16 protein-coding genes are annotated in these 16,362 nt (G+C 67.1%); 15 read left to right on the forward strand and 1 reads right to left on the reverse strand.

The genetic code is table 11. The annotated features are described in order from the left end of the window. Positions 1–72: 72 nt before the first annotated feature. Complete coding sequence (locus tag CXQ96_RS14475; protein WP_223263267.1) at positions 73–963, reverse strand: PAC2 family protein; 891 nt, start codon at positions 961–963, stop codon at positions 73–75. A gap of 172 nt (positions 964–1,135) precedes the next feature. On the opposite strand from CXQ96_RS14475, the gene CXQ96_RS14480 reads away from it, so the two are divergent. The 15 genes from CXQ96_RS14480 to tatC all read left to right on the forward strand — a co-directional run bounded on the left by CXQ96_RS14480 (position 1,136) and on the right by tatC (position 16,295). Continuing rightward, positions 1,136–1,921, forward strand: coding sequence for an HAD family phosphatase (locus CXQ96_RS14480; RefSeq protein ID WP_104118726.1), 786 nt, complete (start codon positions 1,136–1,138; stop codon positions 1,919–1,921). Next, the gene (locus CXQ96_RS14485) at positions 1,918–3,072 is read left to right on the forward strand and encodes a site-2 protease family protein (RefSeq protein WP_104118727.1); all 1,155 of its coding nucleotides are present in this window, start codon (positions 1,918–1,920) and stop codon (positions 3,070–3,072) included. Before CXQ96_RS14480 ends, CXQ96_RS14485 begins: the two co-directional genes overlap by 4 nt. Before the next feature lie 117 nt (positions 3,073–3,189). Beyond that, positions 3,190–4,263, forward strand: coding sequence for a tRNA (adenine-N1)-methyltransferase (locus CXQ96_RS14490; protein ID WP_104118728.1), 1,074 nt, complete (start codon positions 3,190–3,192; stop codon positions 4,261–4,263). Positions 4,264–4,423: 160 nt separating this feature from the next. Beyond that, the gene (arc, locus tag CXQ96_RS14495; protein WP_104118729.1) at positions 4,424–6,181 is read left to right on the forward strand and encodes a proteasome ATPase; all 1,758 of its coding nucleotides are present in this window, start codon (positions 4,424–4,426) and stop codon (positions 6,179–6,181) included. Between the two features lie 77 nt (positions 6,182–6,258). Continuing rightward, entirely contained in the window at positions 6,259–7,824 is a 1,566-nt protein-coding gene (gene dop, locus CXQ96_RS14500; protein ID WP_104118730.1) for a depupylase/deamidase Dop, read from the forward strand. 46 nt (positions 7,825–7,870) lie between these two features. Beyond that, positions 7,871–8,074, forward strand: coding sequence for a ubiquitin-like protein Pup (locus CXQ96_RS14505; protein ID WP_104118755.1), 204 nt, complete (start codon positions 7,871–7,873; stop codon positions 8,072–8,074). Positions 8,075–8,077: 3 nt separating this feature from the next. Beyond that, the gene (gene prcB / locus CXQ96_RS14510; protein ID WP_104118731.1) at positions 8,078–8,905 is read left to right on the forward strand and encodes a proteasome subunit beta; all 828 of its coding nucleotides are present in this window, start codon (positions 8,078–8,080) and stop codon (positions 8,903–8,905) included. A gap of 3 nt (positions 8,906–8,908) precedes the next feature. Beyond that, the gene (gene prcA, locus CXQ96_RS14515) at positions 8,909–9,658 is read left to right on the forward strand and encodes a proteasome subunit alpha (protein WP_104118732.1); all 750 of its coding nucleotides are present in this window, start codon (positions 8,909–8,911) and stop codon (positions 9,656–9,658) included. After that, positions 9,658–11,019: a Pup--protein ligase gene (pafA, locus tag CXQ96_RS14520; protein ID WP_104118733.1), complete on the forward strand. Its 1,362-nt coding sequence runs from the start codon at positions 9,658–9,660 to the stop codon at positions 11,017–11,019. Before prcA ends, pafA begins: the two co-directional genes overlap by 1 nt. 144 nt (positions 11,020–11,163) lie before the next feature. Further along, positions 11,164–12,090, forward strand: a complete 927-nt coding sequence (locus tag CXQ96_RS14525) for an FKBP-type peptidyl-prolyl cis-trans isomerase (protein WP_104118734.1) — start codon at positions 11,164–11,166, stop codon at positions 12,088–12,090. Between the two features lie 75 nt (positions 12,091–12,165). Continuing rightward, positions 12,166–12,561, forward strand: coding sequence for an FKBP-type peptidyl-prolyl cis-trans isomerase (locus tag CXQ96_RS14530; protein ID WP_104118735.1), 396 nt, complete (start codon positions 12,166–12,168; stop codon positions 12,559–12,561). 119 nt (positions 12,562–12,680) lie between these two features. After that, on the forward strand, positions 12,681–14,669 hold the full coding sequence (locus CXQ96_RS14535) for a YafY family protein (protein WP_146070904.1): 1,989 nt from the start codon (positions 12,681–12,683) through the stop codon (positions 14,667–14,669). A 9-nt stretch (positions 14,670–14,678) separates the two neighbouring features. Continuing rightward, positions 14,679–15,029, forward strand: coding sequence for a DUF948 domain-containing protein (locus CXQ96_RS14540; protein WP_104118737.1), 351 nt, complete (start codon positions 14,679–14,681; stop codon positions 15,027–15,029). A gap of 36 nt (positions 15,030–15,065) precedes the next feature. After that, positions 15,066–15,440 carry a Sec-independent protein translocase subunit TatA gene (tatA, locus tag CXQ96_RS14545; RefSeq protein ID WP_104118738.1) on the forward strand — a complete coding sequence of 125 codons (375 nt, stop codon included), beginning with the start codon at positions 15,066–15,068 and terminating at the stop codon, positions 15,438–15,440. Positions 15,441–15,509: 69 nt separating this feature from the next. Continuing rightward, positions 15,510–16,295, forward strand: coding sequence for a twin-arginine translocase subunit TatC (gene tatC, locus CXQ96_RS14550; RefSeq protein ID WP_104118756.1), 786 nt, complete (start codon positions 15,510–15,512; stop codon positions 16,293–16,295). The last annotated feature ends 67 nt before the right edge of the window (positions 16,296–16,362 follow it).

Here is a 16,362-nt window from a genome sequence, read left to right on the forward strand (position 1 = left end):
CCCACCTCCCGGTGCTGCTCCGTTCCACCGGTGCCGGACCAGCACGTCCGCGGCCGCAGTTACTGCTCGCGGCTACTGCTCGCGCCGCCTCTTCTTCAGGTAGCGCTCGAACTCGCGCGCGATCGATTCGCCGCTGGCCTCCGGAAGGTCCACGGTGTCCTTGGCTTCCTCGAGCTGGCGCACGTACGCGGCCACCTCGGGGTCCTCGGTGGCGAGCTCGTCGACTCCGCGCTCCCAGGCCTCGGACTCCTCGGTCAGCAGGTGCGTGTCGACCGTGATCTGCAGGATCTCCTCGAGCTTGTTGAGCAGTGCGAGCTGTGCCTTCGGCGACGGCGACTGACCGACGTAGTGGGGTACCGCGGCCCAGAGCGACATCGTGGGGATGTCCGCCAGCAGGCCCATCTCTGCCAGCACGCCCACGATGCCGATCGGACCCTCGTAGGTCGAGGGCTCCACATCCAGGCTCTCCCGCACGACGTCGTCGTCCGAGGTGACCGTGACGGGGATGGGGCGCGAGTGCGGGACGTCGGCCAGCAGCGCACCCACCAGGACGATGCAGTCGACGGAGAGTTCCTTCGCCAGGGCGACGAGTTCCGCCGTGTACGCACGCCATTTGTAGGAGGGCTCGACGCCGTTGACGAGGATCAGATCGACATTCGAGTCCGGGACGACGGCCTTGCTGATGCGGGTGTTCGGCCACTTGATGCGCCGCTGGCCGGAGGAGTTCCGCTTGATCATCGGGCGGGTGAACTGGAAGTCGTAGAACTCGTCCGCGTCGATGGTGGAGATCCGCTCGCTACCGAAGAACCGGCCCATGTACTTCAGCGCGTCACTGGCCGCCTCGCCGGCATCGTTCCAGCCCTCGAACGCCGCGAGCATGATGGTGATGCGCCGTTCGGGCTCGCCGGCATCCTGGAAAAGGTCCTGTACGCCGGTCGGCTGATTCTCTTCGAAGCTGTCCACGCTCTCACCCTAAACCCCGGCGAGCGGCCATGTCAGGCGGGGTTCGGCCGCTACGCGCAGAGCAGACGGGCGGCACCGGCGCGGCTCTTCCAGGGGGTAGGAGGGCCGGACGGCGGGGGCGGGTCCGGGTTGCCGTCGCGGGGTTGCCGAAGGGTCGCCGTAGACTTGGACCATGGCCAACCACCCCACCGGCAGTGTCCAGACCCTTGCCCGCGCCGAGCTCCACCAGGACCGAGAAGCCGGCCACGCGAACCTCCACGGGTTGCAGGGCGTGCTGTGGGACATGGATGGGACGATCGTCGACACGGAACCCTACTGGATCAGGGCGGAGAAGGAACTCGTCGAGGCGCATGGCGGGACGTGGACCACGGAGCAGGCAACAGCCCTCGTCGGACAGGCGCTCGAATACTCCGCGGGGCAACTGCAGCGGGCCGGCGTCGCGCTCGGCACCCGCGAGATCATCGAGCACCTGACCGAGCGCGTCGCCGCGGACGTGCGGACGGCCGTTCCCTGGCGCCCCGGAGCTCGCGAGCTGCTGGCCGCTCTGCGGGAGGAGGGAATTCCCTGCGCGATGGTCACGATGTCCGAGAGCCTCCTCGCGGGCGCCGTCGCCGCCCGGTTGCCGGAGGGCACTTTCTCCCACCTCGTCACCGGTGACCGCGTGAGCGCGGGAAAGCCGGATCCGGAGGCATACCAGTTGGGCTTCGATCTCCTCGCCGCGGATCACCCGGGCCTGAGCAAGGACTGCGTGGTCGCCGTCGAGGACTCGCTCCCAGGTGTCACGTCGGCCCTCGCTGCGGGCCTGGTCACGCTGGCGGTTCCGCACTTCGTTCCGCTGCCACCCGACGATCGACGCACCGACTGGGACACGCTCGAGGGACGCACGCCCGCCGATCTGGCCGCTCTGCTGCCCGGCAGTGACCGTCAGGCCTCGAGCGGAGTACGCGCTGATTCATGAGTAATACGCAGAAAACCCCGCGACCTGAAGCAAACCCGGGTCTGTCGCTCGGGCGCATCGCCGGCATTCCTGTGGTCCTGGCCTGGTCCTGGTTCGTCATCACGGCGTTCATCGTGGTCGTCTTCGGACCACGCGTGAGCGGGGCCTTCCCCGGCATCGGCGCCGGTGCCTACGCCGTCGCCCTCGGTTATGCGCTGCTCCTCGCCGCATCCGTCCTGATCCACGAACTCGCACACGCGCTCACCGCGAGGGCCTTCGGCTGGCCGACCACGCGGATCGTCCTCAACCTCTGGGGCGGGCACACGCAGTTCGCGAACTTCAACGCTTCGCCCGGACGCTCGCTGCTCGTCGCCCTGGCGGGTCCGGCGGCAAACTTCGCACTGGCCGGGATCGGCTGGGCGATCCTGCAGGCGATGACGCCCGGAACCGTCAGCTACCTCCTCGCGACCATCCTGGTGTGGGCCAATCTGTTGGTCGCAGCCTTCAACGTGCTCCCGGGACTTCCCCTCGACGGCGGTCGGCTGGTCGAGAGTGCGGTGTGGAAGGCCACGGGCAGCCAGGAAAAGGGGACGGTCGCCGCCGGCTGGGCGGGGCGGATCATCGTCATCGTCCTGCTCGGTGTCGTGGTCGGCCTCCCGCTCGTACAGGGTCGTGGACCGGACCTCGCCGTCATCCTCATCGCCGTCGTCATGGGCGCCTTCCTGTGGATGGGCGCCACGGCGGCCATCGAGAACGCGCGCATGCGTCTGCGCCTTCCCGAGATCAGCGCCGGCAGGCTCCAGCAGCGCGCTCTGGGTCTACCGGCCGGCACCACGGTCCTAGCCGCCCGCCGCCTCCTCCGCGAGAACCCGGGCGCCGCCGTCGTCCTGACCGGCGTGTCCGGACAACCGGAGGCCGTCGTCGACGAAGCCGCACTGTTCGCCGTCCCGGAGGAAGCAGCGAACACGACGACGGTCAATGCGACAGCCCGGAGGCTCGCAGCAGGCGCGTACGTCCCCGAATGGGCGGAGGGCCAGGAGCTCGTCCAATTCCTGGCACGGCTCGAGGGTAGCGAGTACGCCGTCATCAACCGTCAAGGCGCAGTCACGGGCCTGCTCCACCAGCGCACCGTCGTACAGGCCATCACGGGCAAGAACACGCCCGGCACCTGAGGCCCCTTTGCCGGGTGGGCTACTGCCCGCGCACCGCCCCGCACACCAGCCACTGATCGATCTCCTCTTCATCGCTCCATCCATGCCGGTTCCACCGGCCCATGCCGAAGGATCACCATGAGCTCAATCCCGACCACGCCCGAAGCACCCTCGAGCCCCCATGGGGCAGCAGCCCGCCGCGGACCGCTCCGCGCAGGCGAGCGGGTTCAGCTCACCGATGAGAAGGGGCGCATGAGTACCATCACCCTGACCCCCGGAGGGGCCTTCCACACGCACAAGGGATTCCTCCAGCACGATCTGCTCATCGGGGCCTCCGAAGGCATTATCCTTGAGAACACGACGGGGCAGCTCTATCAGGCACTCAGGCCGCTGCTGTCCGATTTCGTCCTGTCCATGCCGCGCGGGGCGGCGGTCGTCTACCCCAAGGACGCCGGCCAGATCGTGACGATGGCGGACATCTACCCGGGTGCCCGCGTGGTCGAGGCGGGCGTCGGCTCGGGCGCACTGTCGATCTCGCTCCTGCGGGCCGTCGGTGATGCGGGCTACCTCCATTCCTTCGAGCGCCGGGAGGAGTTCGCCGACATCGCCCGGGGCAACGTCGAGACGATCTTCGGCGGACCCCACCCTGCGTGGCAGATCACCCTGGGCGACTTCCAGCAGCAGGTCGTCGAACACGAGGAGCCGGGGTCCGTGGACCGCGTTGTCCTGGACATGCTGGCTCCCTGGGAATGCCTCGACGCCGTGGCCACCGTCCTTGCCGCCGGTGGTGTGTGGATCAGCTACGTAGCGACCGTCACGCAGCTCTCCCGGACCGCCGAGGCCATCCGGGAGGACGGGCGCTTCACCGAGCCCGAGGCCTGGGAGTCCATGGTGCGCGGCTGGCACCTCGAAGGGCTCGCCGTCCGCCCAGATCACCGCATGGTCGCCCACACCGGGTTCCTGCTGACCACCCGCCGACTGGCCGACGGAGCGACCGGATTCAGTCCTAAGCGCCGCCCCTCGAAGACCGGCTTCAGCGAAGAGGACCTCAACGCATGGACTCCGAGGGCCGTCGGCGAGCGCGATGTCTCCGACAAGCGCCTCCGTCGGGTCGCCCGCGACGCGGCGTCCACCATCCAGCGGGGCTCCCTGCCGCCGGAGGAGGCCCAGGCGCGGCGCGATGCCCTTGCCGACAGCGCTGGGGAGGAGTGAAAGGCACTCGTGGCAGGTGTCGGTGGCCGGGACGAAAGCCGCACGGCGCCCGTTGAACGTCGGCAGTAGCCGCACAGCCGCAATGCAGCACCCTGCTGGCTGGGGTCTGCGCTAAGGTCGAAAGACAGCTGAAGGAAAGAACCAAAGGTGGCGAACCGACATGCCGGACTCCGAAGACAACGCTTCTGCCGCTGACCAGCAGGGGCTCACCCCACCTCCGATCGACAGTTCCGTGGCCCAGCGGCAAGTGAACGTCCTGCGCGACAAGCTGCGTTCTATCGACCGCCAGCTCGCATCGGCGACGCAGAACAACGGCAAGCTCGTCGGAGCCCTCGAGTCGGCGCGCACCGAGATCGTCCGTCTGAAGGCCGCCCTCGAGAAGGAGGGCGCGGCGCCCTTCAGCTTCGCCACCGTGATGCAGGTGAACCCGAGGCGAGCGTCGGAGCCCGGTACCACCACCGAGGCCACGGTGCAGGACACTGCGGACATCCTGCAGTCGGGGCGGAAGCTCCGTGTGACCGTCAGCCCGCTCATCAACGTCCGGCACCTGGCACCCGGACAGGAAGTGCTGCTCAACGAGTCGCTCACGATCGTCGCAGCGCTGGGCTTCGAGCGGGCAGGGGAGATCGTCACCGTCAAGGAACTCCTCGGCACCGACCGCGCGCTCGTCGTGGGCCGCACGGACGACGAGCGGGTCATCAGGCTCAGCGGGCCGCTCCAGACCGAGCGGATCCGCGTGGGGGACGCACTCGCCGTCGACACCAAATCCGGCTACGGCCTCGAGAAGGTCCCGAGGAGCGAGGTCGAGAACCTCGTGCTCGAAGAGGTGCCGGACATCGCCTACGGCGACATCGGCGGGCTCGGTCCCCAGATCGAACAGATCCGCGACGCTGTCGAGCTGCCGTTCCTGCACCCCGACCTGTACCGCGAACACGGCCTCAAGCCGCCCAAGGGGATCCTTCTCTACGGCCCTCCCGGGTGCGGCAAGACCCTGATCGCGAAGGCGGTCGCCAATTCGCTCGCCGCGCGCGCCGCCGAGCGGGCCGGCCTGGAGCAGATCAGGAGCTACTTCCTCAACATCAAGGGGCCCGAGCTGCTGGACAAGTACGTCGGTGAGACGGAGCGCCACATCAGGCTGATCTTTGCGAGGGCCCGCGAGAAGGCATCGGACGGCAGTCCCGTCGTCGTGTTCTTCGACGAGATGGACTCCCTCTTCCGCACGCGTGGAACCGGTGTGTCGTCCGACGTGGAGACGACCATCGTGCCCCAGCTGCTGAGCGAGATCGACGGCGTCGAGAAGCTCGAGAACGTCATCGTGATCGGAGCCTCCAACCGCGAGGACATGATCGACCCCGCGATCCTCCGTCCGGGTCGCCTGGACGTGAAGATCAAGATCCAGAGGCCCGACGCCGAGGGTGCCGCCGAGATCTTCGCGAAGTACATTACGCCGGATCTGCCCCTGCATGCGGACGATCTTGCAGAGAACGGCGACGATCCGGCGACCACGATCGCCGAGATGATCCGCCGGACGGTCGAGCAGATGTACTCCACGGACAAGTCGAACGAGTACCTCGAAGTGACCTACGCCAACGGGGACACCGAGATGCTGTATTTCAAGGACTTCACCTCAGGCGCCGTGATCCAGAACGTGGTCGACCGGGCGAAGAAGTACGCCATCAAGGATCTCCTGCTGGACGGGAGCAAGGGCCTGCGGATCGAGCACCTGATGCGGGCAGTCGTCGACGAATTCCGCGAGCACGAGGACATGCCGAACACGACGAACCCCGACGACTGGGCGCGGATCTCCGGGAAGAAGGGTGAGCGCATCACCTACATCCGGACGATCGTGCAGGGCAAGGCCGGGCAGGAGCCCGGCAAGTCCATCGAGACGACGGCGAACACGGGCCAGTATCTGTGATCGAGACGGGCGGACGACGGACCAGCAGCCCGGGATCCCTTCCCGCCGTCGGCGCGGGAATCTCCGTTCATCGCGTAATGGGCACCGAGACGGAATACGGCATCATCGCTCCTGCCGTTCCCTCGGCCAATCCCACGATGCTGTCCTCACAGGTCGTGAACGCCTACGCCGCCACGCTACGCGAAGGATTGGGCAACCTCGCGGGCACGCGCTGGGACTATACCGACGAGACTCCCTTGACGGACGCTCGCGGTTTCAGGATGGAGCGGGGGAGGGCGCACCCCAGCCAGCTGACGGATGAACCGATCGAACTCAGCGCCGAGCAGATCGCGCTCGAACGCGGCGAACCTGCCGAGGCGGCCGTGCTGATGAACCTCGTCCTGAACAACGGCGCCCGGCTGTACGTGGACCACGCGCACCCGGAGTACTCCTCGCCCGAGGTGACGAATCCGCTCGACGCCGTCCTCTGGGACAGGGCCGGGGACCACGTGGCGATCACCGCGATGGAGCGCATCGGAGCGACTCCCGGGTTCTCGCCCGTGATCCTCTACAAGAACAACACGGACAACAAGAGCGTGTCCTACGGCTCCCACGAGAACTATCTCGTCCCGAGGAGCGTGCCCTTCTCCAAGCTCGCCGAAGCCCTGATCCCCTTCTTCGTCTCACGGCAGGTCATCTGCGGGGCAGGGCGGGTCGGGATCGGTCCGCTCAACCAGGAGGCCGGCTTCCAAATCAGCCAGCGCGCGGACTTCTTCGAGAACGAGATCGGTCTCGAGACCACGGTGCGGCGCCCGATCATCAACACGCGCGACGAACCGCACGCCGTTGCAGAAAAGTACCGCCGGCTCCACGTCATCATCGGCGACGCCAACCTGAACGAGGTGTCCAACTACCTCAAGGTGGGCACAACCTCCCTTGTCCTCGCGCTCGTCGAGCATGGGCTGGCACCGGTTCCTGTCCTGGCGGATCCGGTCGAGGCGCTGCGCACCGTCAGCCACGATCCCACCTTGCAGGCGACGGTGCGGCTGGTGGACGGCCGGAGCATGACGGGGCTGGAACTCCAGGAGATGTACTGCTCCGCAGTCGTCGATGCCCTGCCGGCCGACGCGGACGAGCAGACGCGCGACGTCGTCGACCGCTGGCAGGCGCTCCTGGTCACGCTCCGTCGTGACCCGATGGCGGCGGCCCGGCAGGTCGACTGGATCGCAAAACTGAAGGTGCTCGATGCGTACAGGACACGTGACCGCCTCGACTGGGACGACGCACGGCTGGCCCTCATCGACCTGCAGTACGCAGACCTGCGTCCCGCGAAGGGGATCTACCAGCGCCTGGCGCGCCGCGGCGACGTCGACCTGCTCGTGAGTCCGGCAGAGGTGGCGAGGGCCGCCGTCGAACCACCGCGGGACACGCGCGCCTACTTCCGCGGCCGGTGCATCGCCGAGTACCCGGCGGAAGTCGTGGGCGCCAGCTGGGACTCGCTCATCTTCGAGCTGGCGGGAGAACGCAGGCTCCAGCGCGTGCAGACGCGCGAACCACTCCGCGGTACGGCCGAGCTCACCGAGGAGTTGTTCGACCTAGCAGCAGATGCGGAGGATTTCCTCGCCCGATTGTTGAGCGGCCCCGAACGCCGCGTGGCACGATAGGAACCTGATCACCGAAGTGATCACCAACACGGAAGGGGTGGCCGTCATGGCGACACAGGACCGCATGAACACGAGCGGATCGGCCCAGGAGTCGGAGGAGGAGATCCCCGACCCCGCCCCGGTGGCTCCCGCCGCCCAGGAGTCCGCCCAGACCCAGGGTGTCGATGACCTGCTCGACGAGATCGACGGCGTCCTCGAGTCCAACGCGGAGGAATTCGTGCGCGGATTCGTGCAGAAGGGCGGCCAGTAGCGGATGGTCCTGGACGACGCAGCAGCAGCAGTGCCGAGAGCCGCCTCGAGCTCCTTCGCCGACTACCTGGACGCCCACCATCCCGGGTTGCTGCCGTCGAACCGGACGCTCGGGCCGGTGACCGCGTCCACCGATGCCGCGCACCTCGCACCGCACGCCACAACGATCGTCTCCCTTACGTTCCCCGGTGGCGTCCTCATGGCCGGTGACCGCCGCGCGACCATGGGCAACGTAATCGCAAGCCGTCACATCGAGAAGGTGTTCCCCGCCGACCGTTACTCCGTCCTCGGGATCGCCGGCAGCGCAGGTATCGGGCTGGACCTCACGCGCTTGTTCCAGGTGGAGCTCGAGCACTACGAGAAGATCGAGGCGACGATGATGAGCCTCGATGGCAAGGCCAATCGCCTTGCCGCGATGGTCCGGCAGAACCTGCCCATGGCGATGCAGGGCCTCGCTGTGGTTCCGCTCTTCGCCGGATTCGATGCGGACCGCCATGTGGGGCGGCTCTTCTCCTTCGACGTCACGGGCGGTCGCTACGAGGAGCACGAGCACCATTCGGTCGGGTCCGGCTCCGTCTTCGCCCGAGGGGCGCTCAAGAAGCTCTGGAACCCGCGTCTCGACGAGAGCGCCGCAGTACGTGTGGCGGTCGAGGCACTGTACGACGCCGCTGACGACGATTCCGCCACCGGCGGCCCCGACACCGTCCGCGCGCTGTGGCCCGTGGTCTACGTCGTCGACGGGGCGGGCTCCCGCCGCATCCCGGAGCGCGATCTCGAAGCCACCGCCCACGCCATCATCGAAGCCCGTTCCTCCGCGGGCCGGGAGGCATAGCTCATGACGCAGCAGTTCTACGTATCGCCAGAACAGCTCATGAAGGACCGCGCTGACTTCGCGCGGAAGGGTATCGGCCGTGGCAGGTCCGTCGTGGTGATGAGCTGCCGGGACGGCATCGCCCTCGTCGCGGAAAATCCTTCTCCGTCGCTGCACAAGCTCGGCGAAATCTATGATCGCATCGCCTTCGCAGCGGTGGGGAAATACAACGAGTTCGAGAGCCTTCGGCAGGCGGGCGTGCGCTACGCGGATGTGCGCGGCTACTCCTACGCGCGAGAGGACGTCACAGCCCGCGGCTTGGCGAGCGTCTACGCGCAGAGCCTCGGCGCCGTCTTCACCGCCGAGAGCAAGCCCTTCGAGGTGGAACTCGTCGTCGCCGAGGTGGGCCGCTCCCAGGACACCGACCACCTGTACCGGCTGACGTTCGACGGTTCCATCGCGGACGAATCCGGCTTCGTGGTGATGGGGGGCGCGGCGGACGCCGTCGTCGATGCCCTCACAGGAAGCTGGTCGGCGGACCTGAGCCTCCCGGAAGCCGTCCGGGCTGCCGCCGGCGCTCTGCGGAACGACGGCGCGCCCGCCCATGCGCCGGCCGACGGTGGCAGTGCTGGAACGCCCGTGCTCGATCCTTCCCTCCTGGAGGTCGCGTTCCTGGAGCGTGATCCGGACACCCTGCGCGGGAGCCGTCGCGCATTCCGCCGTATCGGGGGCCCCGAGCTGGAGGTCCTGCTGCACCACGAACAGGACACCTGATGGACCGGCGCATCTTCGGAGTCGAGACCGAATTCGGTATCTCCTACTCGGGGCCCAACTCACGGCCGCTCTCACCCGAGGAAGTCGCTAGGTACCTCTTCCGCAAGGTGGTCAGCTGGGGGAGGTCGTCCAACGTCTTCCTCACCAACGGATCACGCCTGTACCTCGATGTCGGATCCCATCCCGAGTACGCCACCGCGGAGTGCGACGACCTGGCCCAACTCATCGCCCACGACCGCGCGGGCGAGCTCATTTTGGAGGACCTCGTGGCGGAGGCGCAGCGCAAGCTCGGCCAGGAGGGCTACGACGGCAGGATCTACCTGTTCAAGAACAACACCGACTCGGCCGGCAACTCGTACGGCAGCCACGAGAACTACCTGATTCCGCGGAAACTCGAATTCGCACGGCTGGCAGACATCCTCATCCCGTTCCTGGTGACCCGGCAACTGCTCGTCGGTGCAGGCAAAGTCCTCACGACGCAGACAGGCTCGATCTACGCCTTTTCGCAGCGCGCCGACCACCTGTGGGAGGGCATCTCCTCGGCCACCACCCGATCGCGTCCCATCATCAACACGCGTGACGAGCCGCACGCCGATGCCGAGCACTACCGCCGGCTCCACGTCATCGCGGGCGACTCCAACATGTCCGAGACCACCACGCTGCTGAAGGTGGGTTCCGTGGACCTGCTGCTGCGCATGGTCGAAGCAGGGGAGATGATGCGGGACTTCCGCCTCGAGAACCCGATCCGGAGCATCCGCGAGATCTCGCACGACCTCACCGGACGGCAGCTGCTCAAGCTCGCCAACGGCCGCTCGATGACGGCCCTGGAAATGCAGCGGGAGTACCTGACCCGCGTGTCCGCGTTCGTCGACCAGCACGGCGCCCACAATGACCACGTGCCGGCAGTCCTCGACCTGTGGGAGCGGGTCCTTCATGCCGTGGAGACCGGCGACGCCGGGGGCATCGACACGGAGGTGGACTGGGCGATCAAGAAAAAGCTGATCGACAGGTACCTGGCTCGGTCGGGCGAGGATCTCAGCTCGGCCAAGGCAGCGCAGCTGGACCTGACCTACCACGACATCTCACGCTCCCGAGGATTGTTCTTCCTGTTGCAGGCCCGAGGGGAGGCTGCCCGCGTCGTCGACGAGACCGCGGTCAAGGAGGCCGTGGACGTCCCGCCGCAGACGACGCGCGCACGGCTGCGAGGTGAATTCGTCCGCCGGGCGAAGGAAGCGAACCGCGACTACACCGTCGACTGGGTGCACCTGAAACTCAACGACCGTGCACAGCAGACCATCCTGTGCAAGGATCCGTTCACCTCCGTGGACGAGCGTGTGGAGGCACTGCTGCAGCAGCTGTGAGCAGATGCGTCACACGCGGAAGAGCCCACGCGCGCGCCTGTCAGCACCTCCGGAGGAGAAACCGGACGCCGTGAGCCGTTAGGCTTGTCAGGGCCCTTTGTTCTGCGGCCAGCCTGAACTGGACACCAATCTGAAAGTAGTTCTGTGCGAAAAGTACTAGCAATCCTCCTTCCGCTACTGCTGTTGCTGACGGCATGCGGCGGAACGTCGACGGGGAAGTCGGCCGGCGCCGCCGAGGTCCTCGACACCGTCACGGTGAGCGGAGGATCCGACGAGGAAGCGCCGACCGTCGAATTCGAGTCCCCCATCGATACCAGCGCCGCTGCCGCAAGGACCGTCGCCGAGGGCGAAGGTGACGAGATCGAAGAGGGTCAGCAGATCAAGGTGCAGCTCGTCGCACTGAACGCGGAGGACGGCGAAGTCCTCGGCGAGACCTACAGCCAGGGAGCCCCACAGGTGCTGCCCCTGGATGACACCTTCAAGGGTCAGTTCCCCGAGCTGTACGAGGTCCTGATCGGCACGAAGGTCGGAGCACAGGTGGCATTCGCCACGCCAGCTCCCGAGGCGGCGGAGGGAGCACCCGAGAACCCGAAGCAGGTGCTCGTCCTGAAGGTCATCTCGGCCGAGCAGCCGCCGCCCGAGCCCGAGGTCCTCTCTCCCGAGGACGTGAAGAAGCTCGACGACGAGGGCCAGCTGCCCTCGTTCACCTTCGCGGACGACGGTTCGCCCGAGGTCACCATCCCCGAGAACGATCCCTCCGACGACCTCGTCGTCAACGTCATCGAGGAGGGTGACGGTGAGGTCGTCGCCGAAACCGACAGCATCACTGCGAACTACACCGGCTGGACCTACAGCGACGGCGAGAAGTTCGATTCGAGCTTCGACCGAGGTGAGCCCGCGACGTTCCCGCTGAGCGGAGTGATCACCGGCTGGACCAAAGGCCTCGCCGGCCAGAAGGTCGGTTCCAAGGTCATGCTGGTGATCCCTGAGGCGTGGGCCTACCCGGGTGGAGAACCTGCCGGCACCCTCGTCTTCTACGTAGAGATCGTCAGCAAGAAAGCCGCAGAGTAGCCGCTCGACCCACTCCACGGGCCTTCCCGGCACCATCCCCGCGGACACCCCGCGGGTCTCCCACGAAAGGAAACCATGTCCTTCGGACAGCGCAACTTCGACCGGCAGAAGCCGGAGATCGACTTTCCCGCCCATGACGTACCCACCGACCTCGTCATCGAGGACATCATCGAGGGCACCGGCGACGAAGCGAAGCCGGGTAACACCGTGTCCACGCACTACGTCGGTGTCGCTTTCTCGACGGGTGAGGAGTTCGACGCCTCGTGGAACCGCGGTGCCCCGCTCGACTTCAAAGTGGGCATCGGGCAGGTCATCCAGGGCTGGGACCAGGGACTCCTCGGGATGAAGGTGGGCGGACGCCGTCGCCTCGAGATCCCGTCCCATCTCGCCTACGGGGCCAGTGGGGCCGGCTCGGCCATCGGACCGAACGAGGCGCTGATCTTCGTGGTGGACCTGCTCGCCGTCCGCTAGTTCGCCGCCCGAGCGAGGTAACCCACCTCGGTCCGGCACGCCAGTCCCAGGAGGGACGCAGGTCGACCACGGTTGACCTGCGTCCCTCCTGCCGGTTCCGCGAAGGTAGGGTTTCTCCCGTGTCCGCAAAACGAACTGAACGACTCCTCACCCTTGTGATCATGCTGCTCTCGAGCCGCCGGGGGTACACGAAGGAGGAATTGTTCGACGAGATCGATCTGTACCGGGAAGCCACGTCCGTCGCAGCGCGCGAGAAGCTGTTCGATCGGGACAAGGCCGCCCTTCGTGAACAGGGGATACCCCTGGAGTCCTTCAGCGAGGACACTCTCTTCGACAACGACAACACGGTGCAGCGCTACCGGATCAACGCGGAGGACTACCGCCTGGGCGGGGTGACCTTCCAGCCCGAGGAGTACGCCGTCCTCAACCTGGCGGCGGGGGTGTGGGACCAGGGCTCGCTCGACTCTGCTGCGTCCCGGGCCCTGAGGAAGCTCAGCTCTCGCAGCACCGACGGCGGCATCGAGCTGACGCCACTGATCCAGCCCCGTATCACGACCGACGCACCCTACTGGGATGTCGTCTGGCATGCCCTCACGTCACACGCGCCCATCCGCTTCCCGTACCGGGCGGCCAGCACCGGACGTGAGGAGGTGCGCACCGTCCATCCCTGGGGAATGGGAGCACGTTTCGGGCACTGGTACGTCGTCGGCTTCGACACCACGCGCAAGGCGGAGAGGTTCTTCCGGCTGTCGCGCATGACGGGCGAGCCCGTCCTCCTCAAGGGAACGTTCGACGTCCCCGCATCCTTCGACATGAACCAGACCCTGTCCTCGCTCGCGCGCCGCGAACCGGACAGGACGGCAGTCGTCGCAGCCCGCCCCGGCTCCTGTCAGGTCCTGCGCGTCCGCAAGGGCACCGAGGTGCTGCAGACGGGAGAGGAATGGGACATCCTGCGCGTGCCCTACGCAGCGTCCAGCCCGATGGCGGCGACGATCGCCGGGCTGGGAACGAATGCTCGGGTGGAGGAGCCCCAGGATCTGGCGGCGGAGGTCCAACGGCTGCTACAGGGAGCGTACGACGCCGCAGTGGTGGCACCGCAGGGGATCGAGATCACCGAGGGCACCCGACCCGCGCCGCGGCGGAAGTCCTCCTCGCAGGACCACCTGTTGCGCCTCCTCGATCTCGTGCCCTACCTCCTGGCGCACCCTGGCGCGGAGCTGGGGGAGACCGCCCGCAGGTTCGAGGTGACCGAGAGCCAGCTCAGCAAGGACCTCGACCTGCTGTTCGTCAGCGGCCCCCGCCACTATCCCGATGCCCTGATGGATGTGAACATCGAGGACGGCCGCATCTACCTGGGCAATGCGCGTGATCTCGCCGAACCCGTGAAATTGAGCATGGACGAGGCCTGCTCCCTCATCGTGGGCCTGCAGGCCCTCCGGGAGCTTCCCGGCATGAGGAACAACGAGGCGATCGTGAGTGCGCAGACCAAGCTGACCGTTGCCGCGGGCGACGCCGCCCGCATCGGCACCTCGGTGGCCACCAAGCTTACGGAGGACGACATCGACCCGACGCTCGAGGTGCTGCAGTCCGCCCTGCAGTCTCACGTGAGGGTCGAGATCGACTACTTCGTGCCGACGCGGGACGAGATAACGCACCGGGTGCTGGAGCCGATCCGGATCTTCCTGCACCAGGACACCTGGTATCTCGAGGCGTGGAGCGTGGACTCCGACGGACTACGGAACTTCCGCCTCGACCGTATCCAGACGGCGACGCTCACCGATCAGCCGGCCAGCGCGACGGTCGACGAGCGGTCCCTCTCCCGGGGCCGCGAGGCGGCGTTGCCCTACCGGTCGGGAGAAGCGGACCAGGCAGTGACGCTGCTCCTCGAGCCGCGCGCCCGGTGGATCGCCGCCCAGTACAACGCCGACGCCGTCCAGGAACTCGGCGACGACCGCCTTGCAGCTCGGCTGAAGGTGGCGTCGAGCTCCTGGATCCCGGGATTGGTGGCGGGGCTCGGAGGGTCCGCAGTCGTCATAGCGCCCGAACAACTGCGCGAGGAGACTCTCCGCTGGCTCGAGGCCGCACGGTCGCATCAGTCACTGGCCTAGACTGGGCGAATGCTCTGGTGGATGTGGATCGTTCTGTGGGTCGCGCTGATCGCGGTCAGCCTGATCTTCCTCGTCGTCGTCGGGTTCCGCGTCTTCCGGCGCGGAATGCGAACTATCGGTGAATTCGGGGAAGCACTGGACCGACTCGAGGTGAACGTCCGGCCCGACGACGGCGCCGGCGCACATCCTGCCGGAGTGCCCGGAATCGCCGTTCCTGCCGTCTTCTCCGCGCCAGGGGACGTGCGGGCGGCGCGGGAGCTGGCCAGGATCCGTCGTGCCGACGACAGGCGGAGCAGGCGGATCGCGAAGCGTGCCGGCCGCGGGCAACCGCAACTCCTGCAGGACATGCCCCACCTGTGACCTAAACTGGAGGGGGATCAACGAGAGGAATTGGGCATGAGGCTCGAAGGCTGGCACATCGTCATCATCATCGTTCTTGCGATCGTTCTGTTCGGTGCGCCGAAACTGCCCGGTCTGGCCCGCAGCGTCGGCCAGTCGCTCCGGATCTTCAAGTCCGAGGTGAAGCAGATGAAGGACGAGAACAACACGTCCGACGCCGGAACGGACCCGGTCGAGGGCCGCGTCGTCAACAATCCGGCTCCCCAGACGTACGCTCCCACCTACCAGGCTCCCGCGCAGACCACCGGGCCCGGGCAGCAGCCTGCCCAGGGACAGCCGCATCAGCACGTCGATCCCAACGGTGCGCGGATCGACGGTGCTGGCCAGGCGGGACCGCCACAGCAGAGCGGTACCCCCTCCACCAACCAGTAGGCCAGGTAGACACAGGTGTCACCCGAGAAGGTCCGCAAGCGCGGCAGGAAGGCCAACCCCGAGGGACACATGGCCCTCAAGGAGCACCTGCGCGAGGCACGGAACCGTCTGTTCAAGTCCGCCATAGCGGTCATCCTCGCCACCGTTGCCGGCTTCTTCGTGTACGAGCCGGTCCTGCGGGCGCTGGCCGCTCCGATCATCGCGATCAACGAGCAGGACGGCCGGACCGCGTCACTGAACTTCGACAGTGCAGCCTCCCCGTTCGATCTGCTCATCCAGGTGTCGGTGTTCCTGGGATTGGTCATCTCGAGTCCGGTCTGGCTCTACCAGTTGTGGGCTTTCATAACCCCTGGCCTGAAAACCAAGGAGCGACGCATCGCGCTGGCGTTCATCGCGGTGGCATTCCCGTTGTTCCTGGCCGGCATCGCCCTCGCGTGGCTGATCCTGCCCAACGCGGTGCGCGTCCTGACGGAATTCACGCCCGAGGACTTCTCCAACTACATCAGCGTCTCCGTGTACTTCACGTTCGTTCTCCGGCTCATGCTGGCGTTCGGGATCGCGTTCCTGCTGCCGGTGGTCCTGGTGGGCCTGAACATGGTGGGACTGGTCTCGGGCCGGCAGATCCTCAAGGCCTGGCGGATCACGGTGTTCCTCGTCTGCCTGTTCGCGGCGATGGCGGCACCGGGCGGCGACGCCCTGAGCATGTTCTACCTCGCGGTGCCCCTCCTGCTGCTGTTCTTCCTCGCGATCGGGCTGTGCCTGCTCAACGACAAACGAAGAGCCCGCCGCAACGCAGCTCGCGAAGCCGCTGTCGAAGCCACCGCAGACACCGCGTCGCCCCTCGACGCCCTCTGAAACGAGGCACGGAGCCACGCGTGACCGCAAGCACCATGCGGCCCGAACGCTCTGCGCGTACACGCCG

The sequence above is a fragment of the Arthrobacter sp. B1805 genome, from assembly GCF_002929745.1.
Classification (GTDB): domain Bacteria; phylum Actinomycetota; class Actinomycetes; order Actinomycetales; family Micrococcaceae; genus Arthrobacter_D.

Bases quoted from the DNA above. Each gene is read 5' to 3' on its own strand.
- CXQ96_RS14480 (WP_104118726.1), top strand. From the start codon at position 1,136: ATGGCCAACCACCCCACCGGCAGTGTCCAGACCCTTGCCCGCGCCGAG.
- CXQ96_RS14485 (WP_104118727.1), top strand. From the start codon at position 1,918: ATGAGTAATACGCAGAAAACCCCGCGACCTGAAGCAAACCCGGGTCTG.
- CXQ96_RS14490 (WP_104118728.1), top strand. From the start codon at position 3,190: ATGAGCTCAATCCCGACCACGCCCGAAGCACCCTCGAGCCCCCATGGG.
- arc (WP_104118729.1), top strand. From the start codon at position 4,424: ATGCCGGACTCCGAAGACAACGCTTCTGCCGCTGACCAGCAGGGGCTC.
- dop (WP_104118730.1), top strand. From the start codon at position 6,259: ATGGGCACCGAGACGGAATACGGCATCATCGCTCCTGCCGTTCCCTCG.
- CXQ96_RS14505 (WP_104118755.1), top strand. From the start codon at position 7,871: ATGGCGACACAGGACCGCATGAACACGAGCGGATCGGCCCAGGAGTCG.
- prcB (WP_104118731.1), top strand. From the start codon at position 8,078: ATGGTCCTGGACGACGCAGCAGCAGCAGTGCCGAGAGCCGCCTCGAGC.
- prcA (WP_104118732.1), top strand. From the start codon at position 8,909: ATGACGCAGCAGTTCTACGTATCGCCAGAACAGCTCATGAAGGACCGC.
- pafA (WP_104118733.1), top strand. From the start codon at position 9,658: ATGGACCGGCGCATCTTCGGAGTCGAGACCGAATTCGGTATCTCCTAC.
- CXQ96_RS14530 (WP_104118735.1), top strand. From the start codon at position 12,166: ATGTCCTTCGGACAGCGCAACTTCGACCGGCAGAAGCCGGAGATCGAC.
- CXQ96_RS14540 (WP_104118737.1), top strand. From the start codon at position 14,679: ATGCTCTGGTGGATGTGGATCGTTCTGTGGGTCGCGCTGATCGCGGTC.
- tatA (WP_104118738.1), top strand. From the start codon at position 15,066: ATGAGGCTCGAAGGCTGGCACATCGTCATCATCATCGTTCTTGCGATC.
- tatC (WP_104118756.1), top strand. From the start codon at position 15,510: ATGGCCCTCAAGGAGCACCTGCGCGAGGCACGGAACCGTCTGTTCAAG.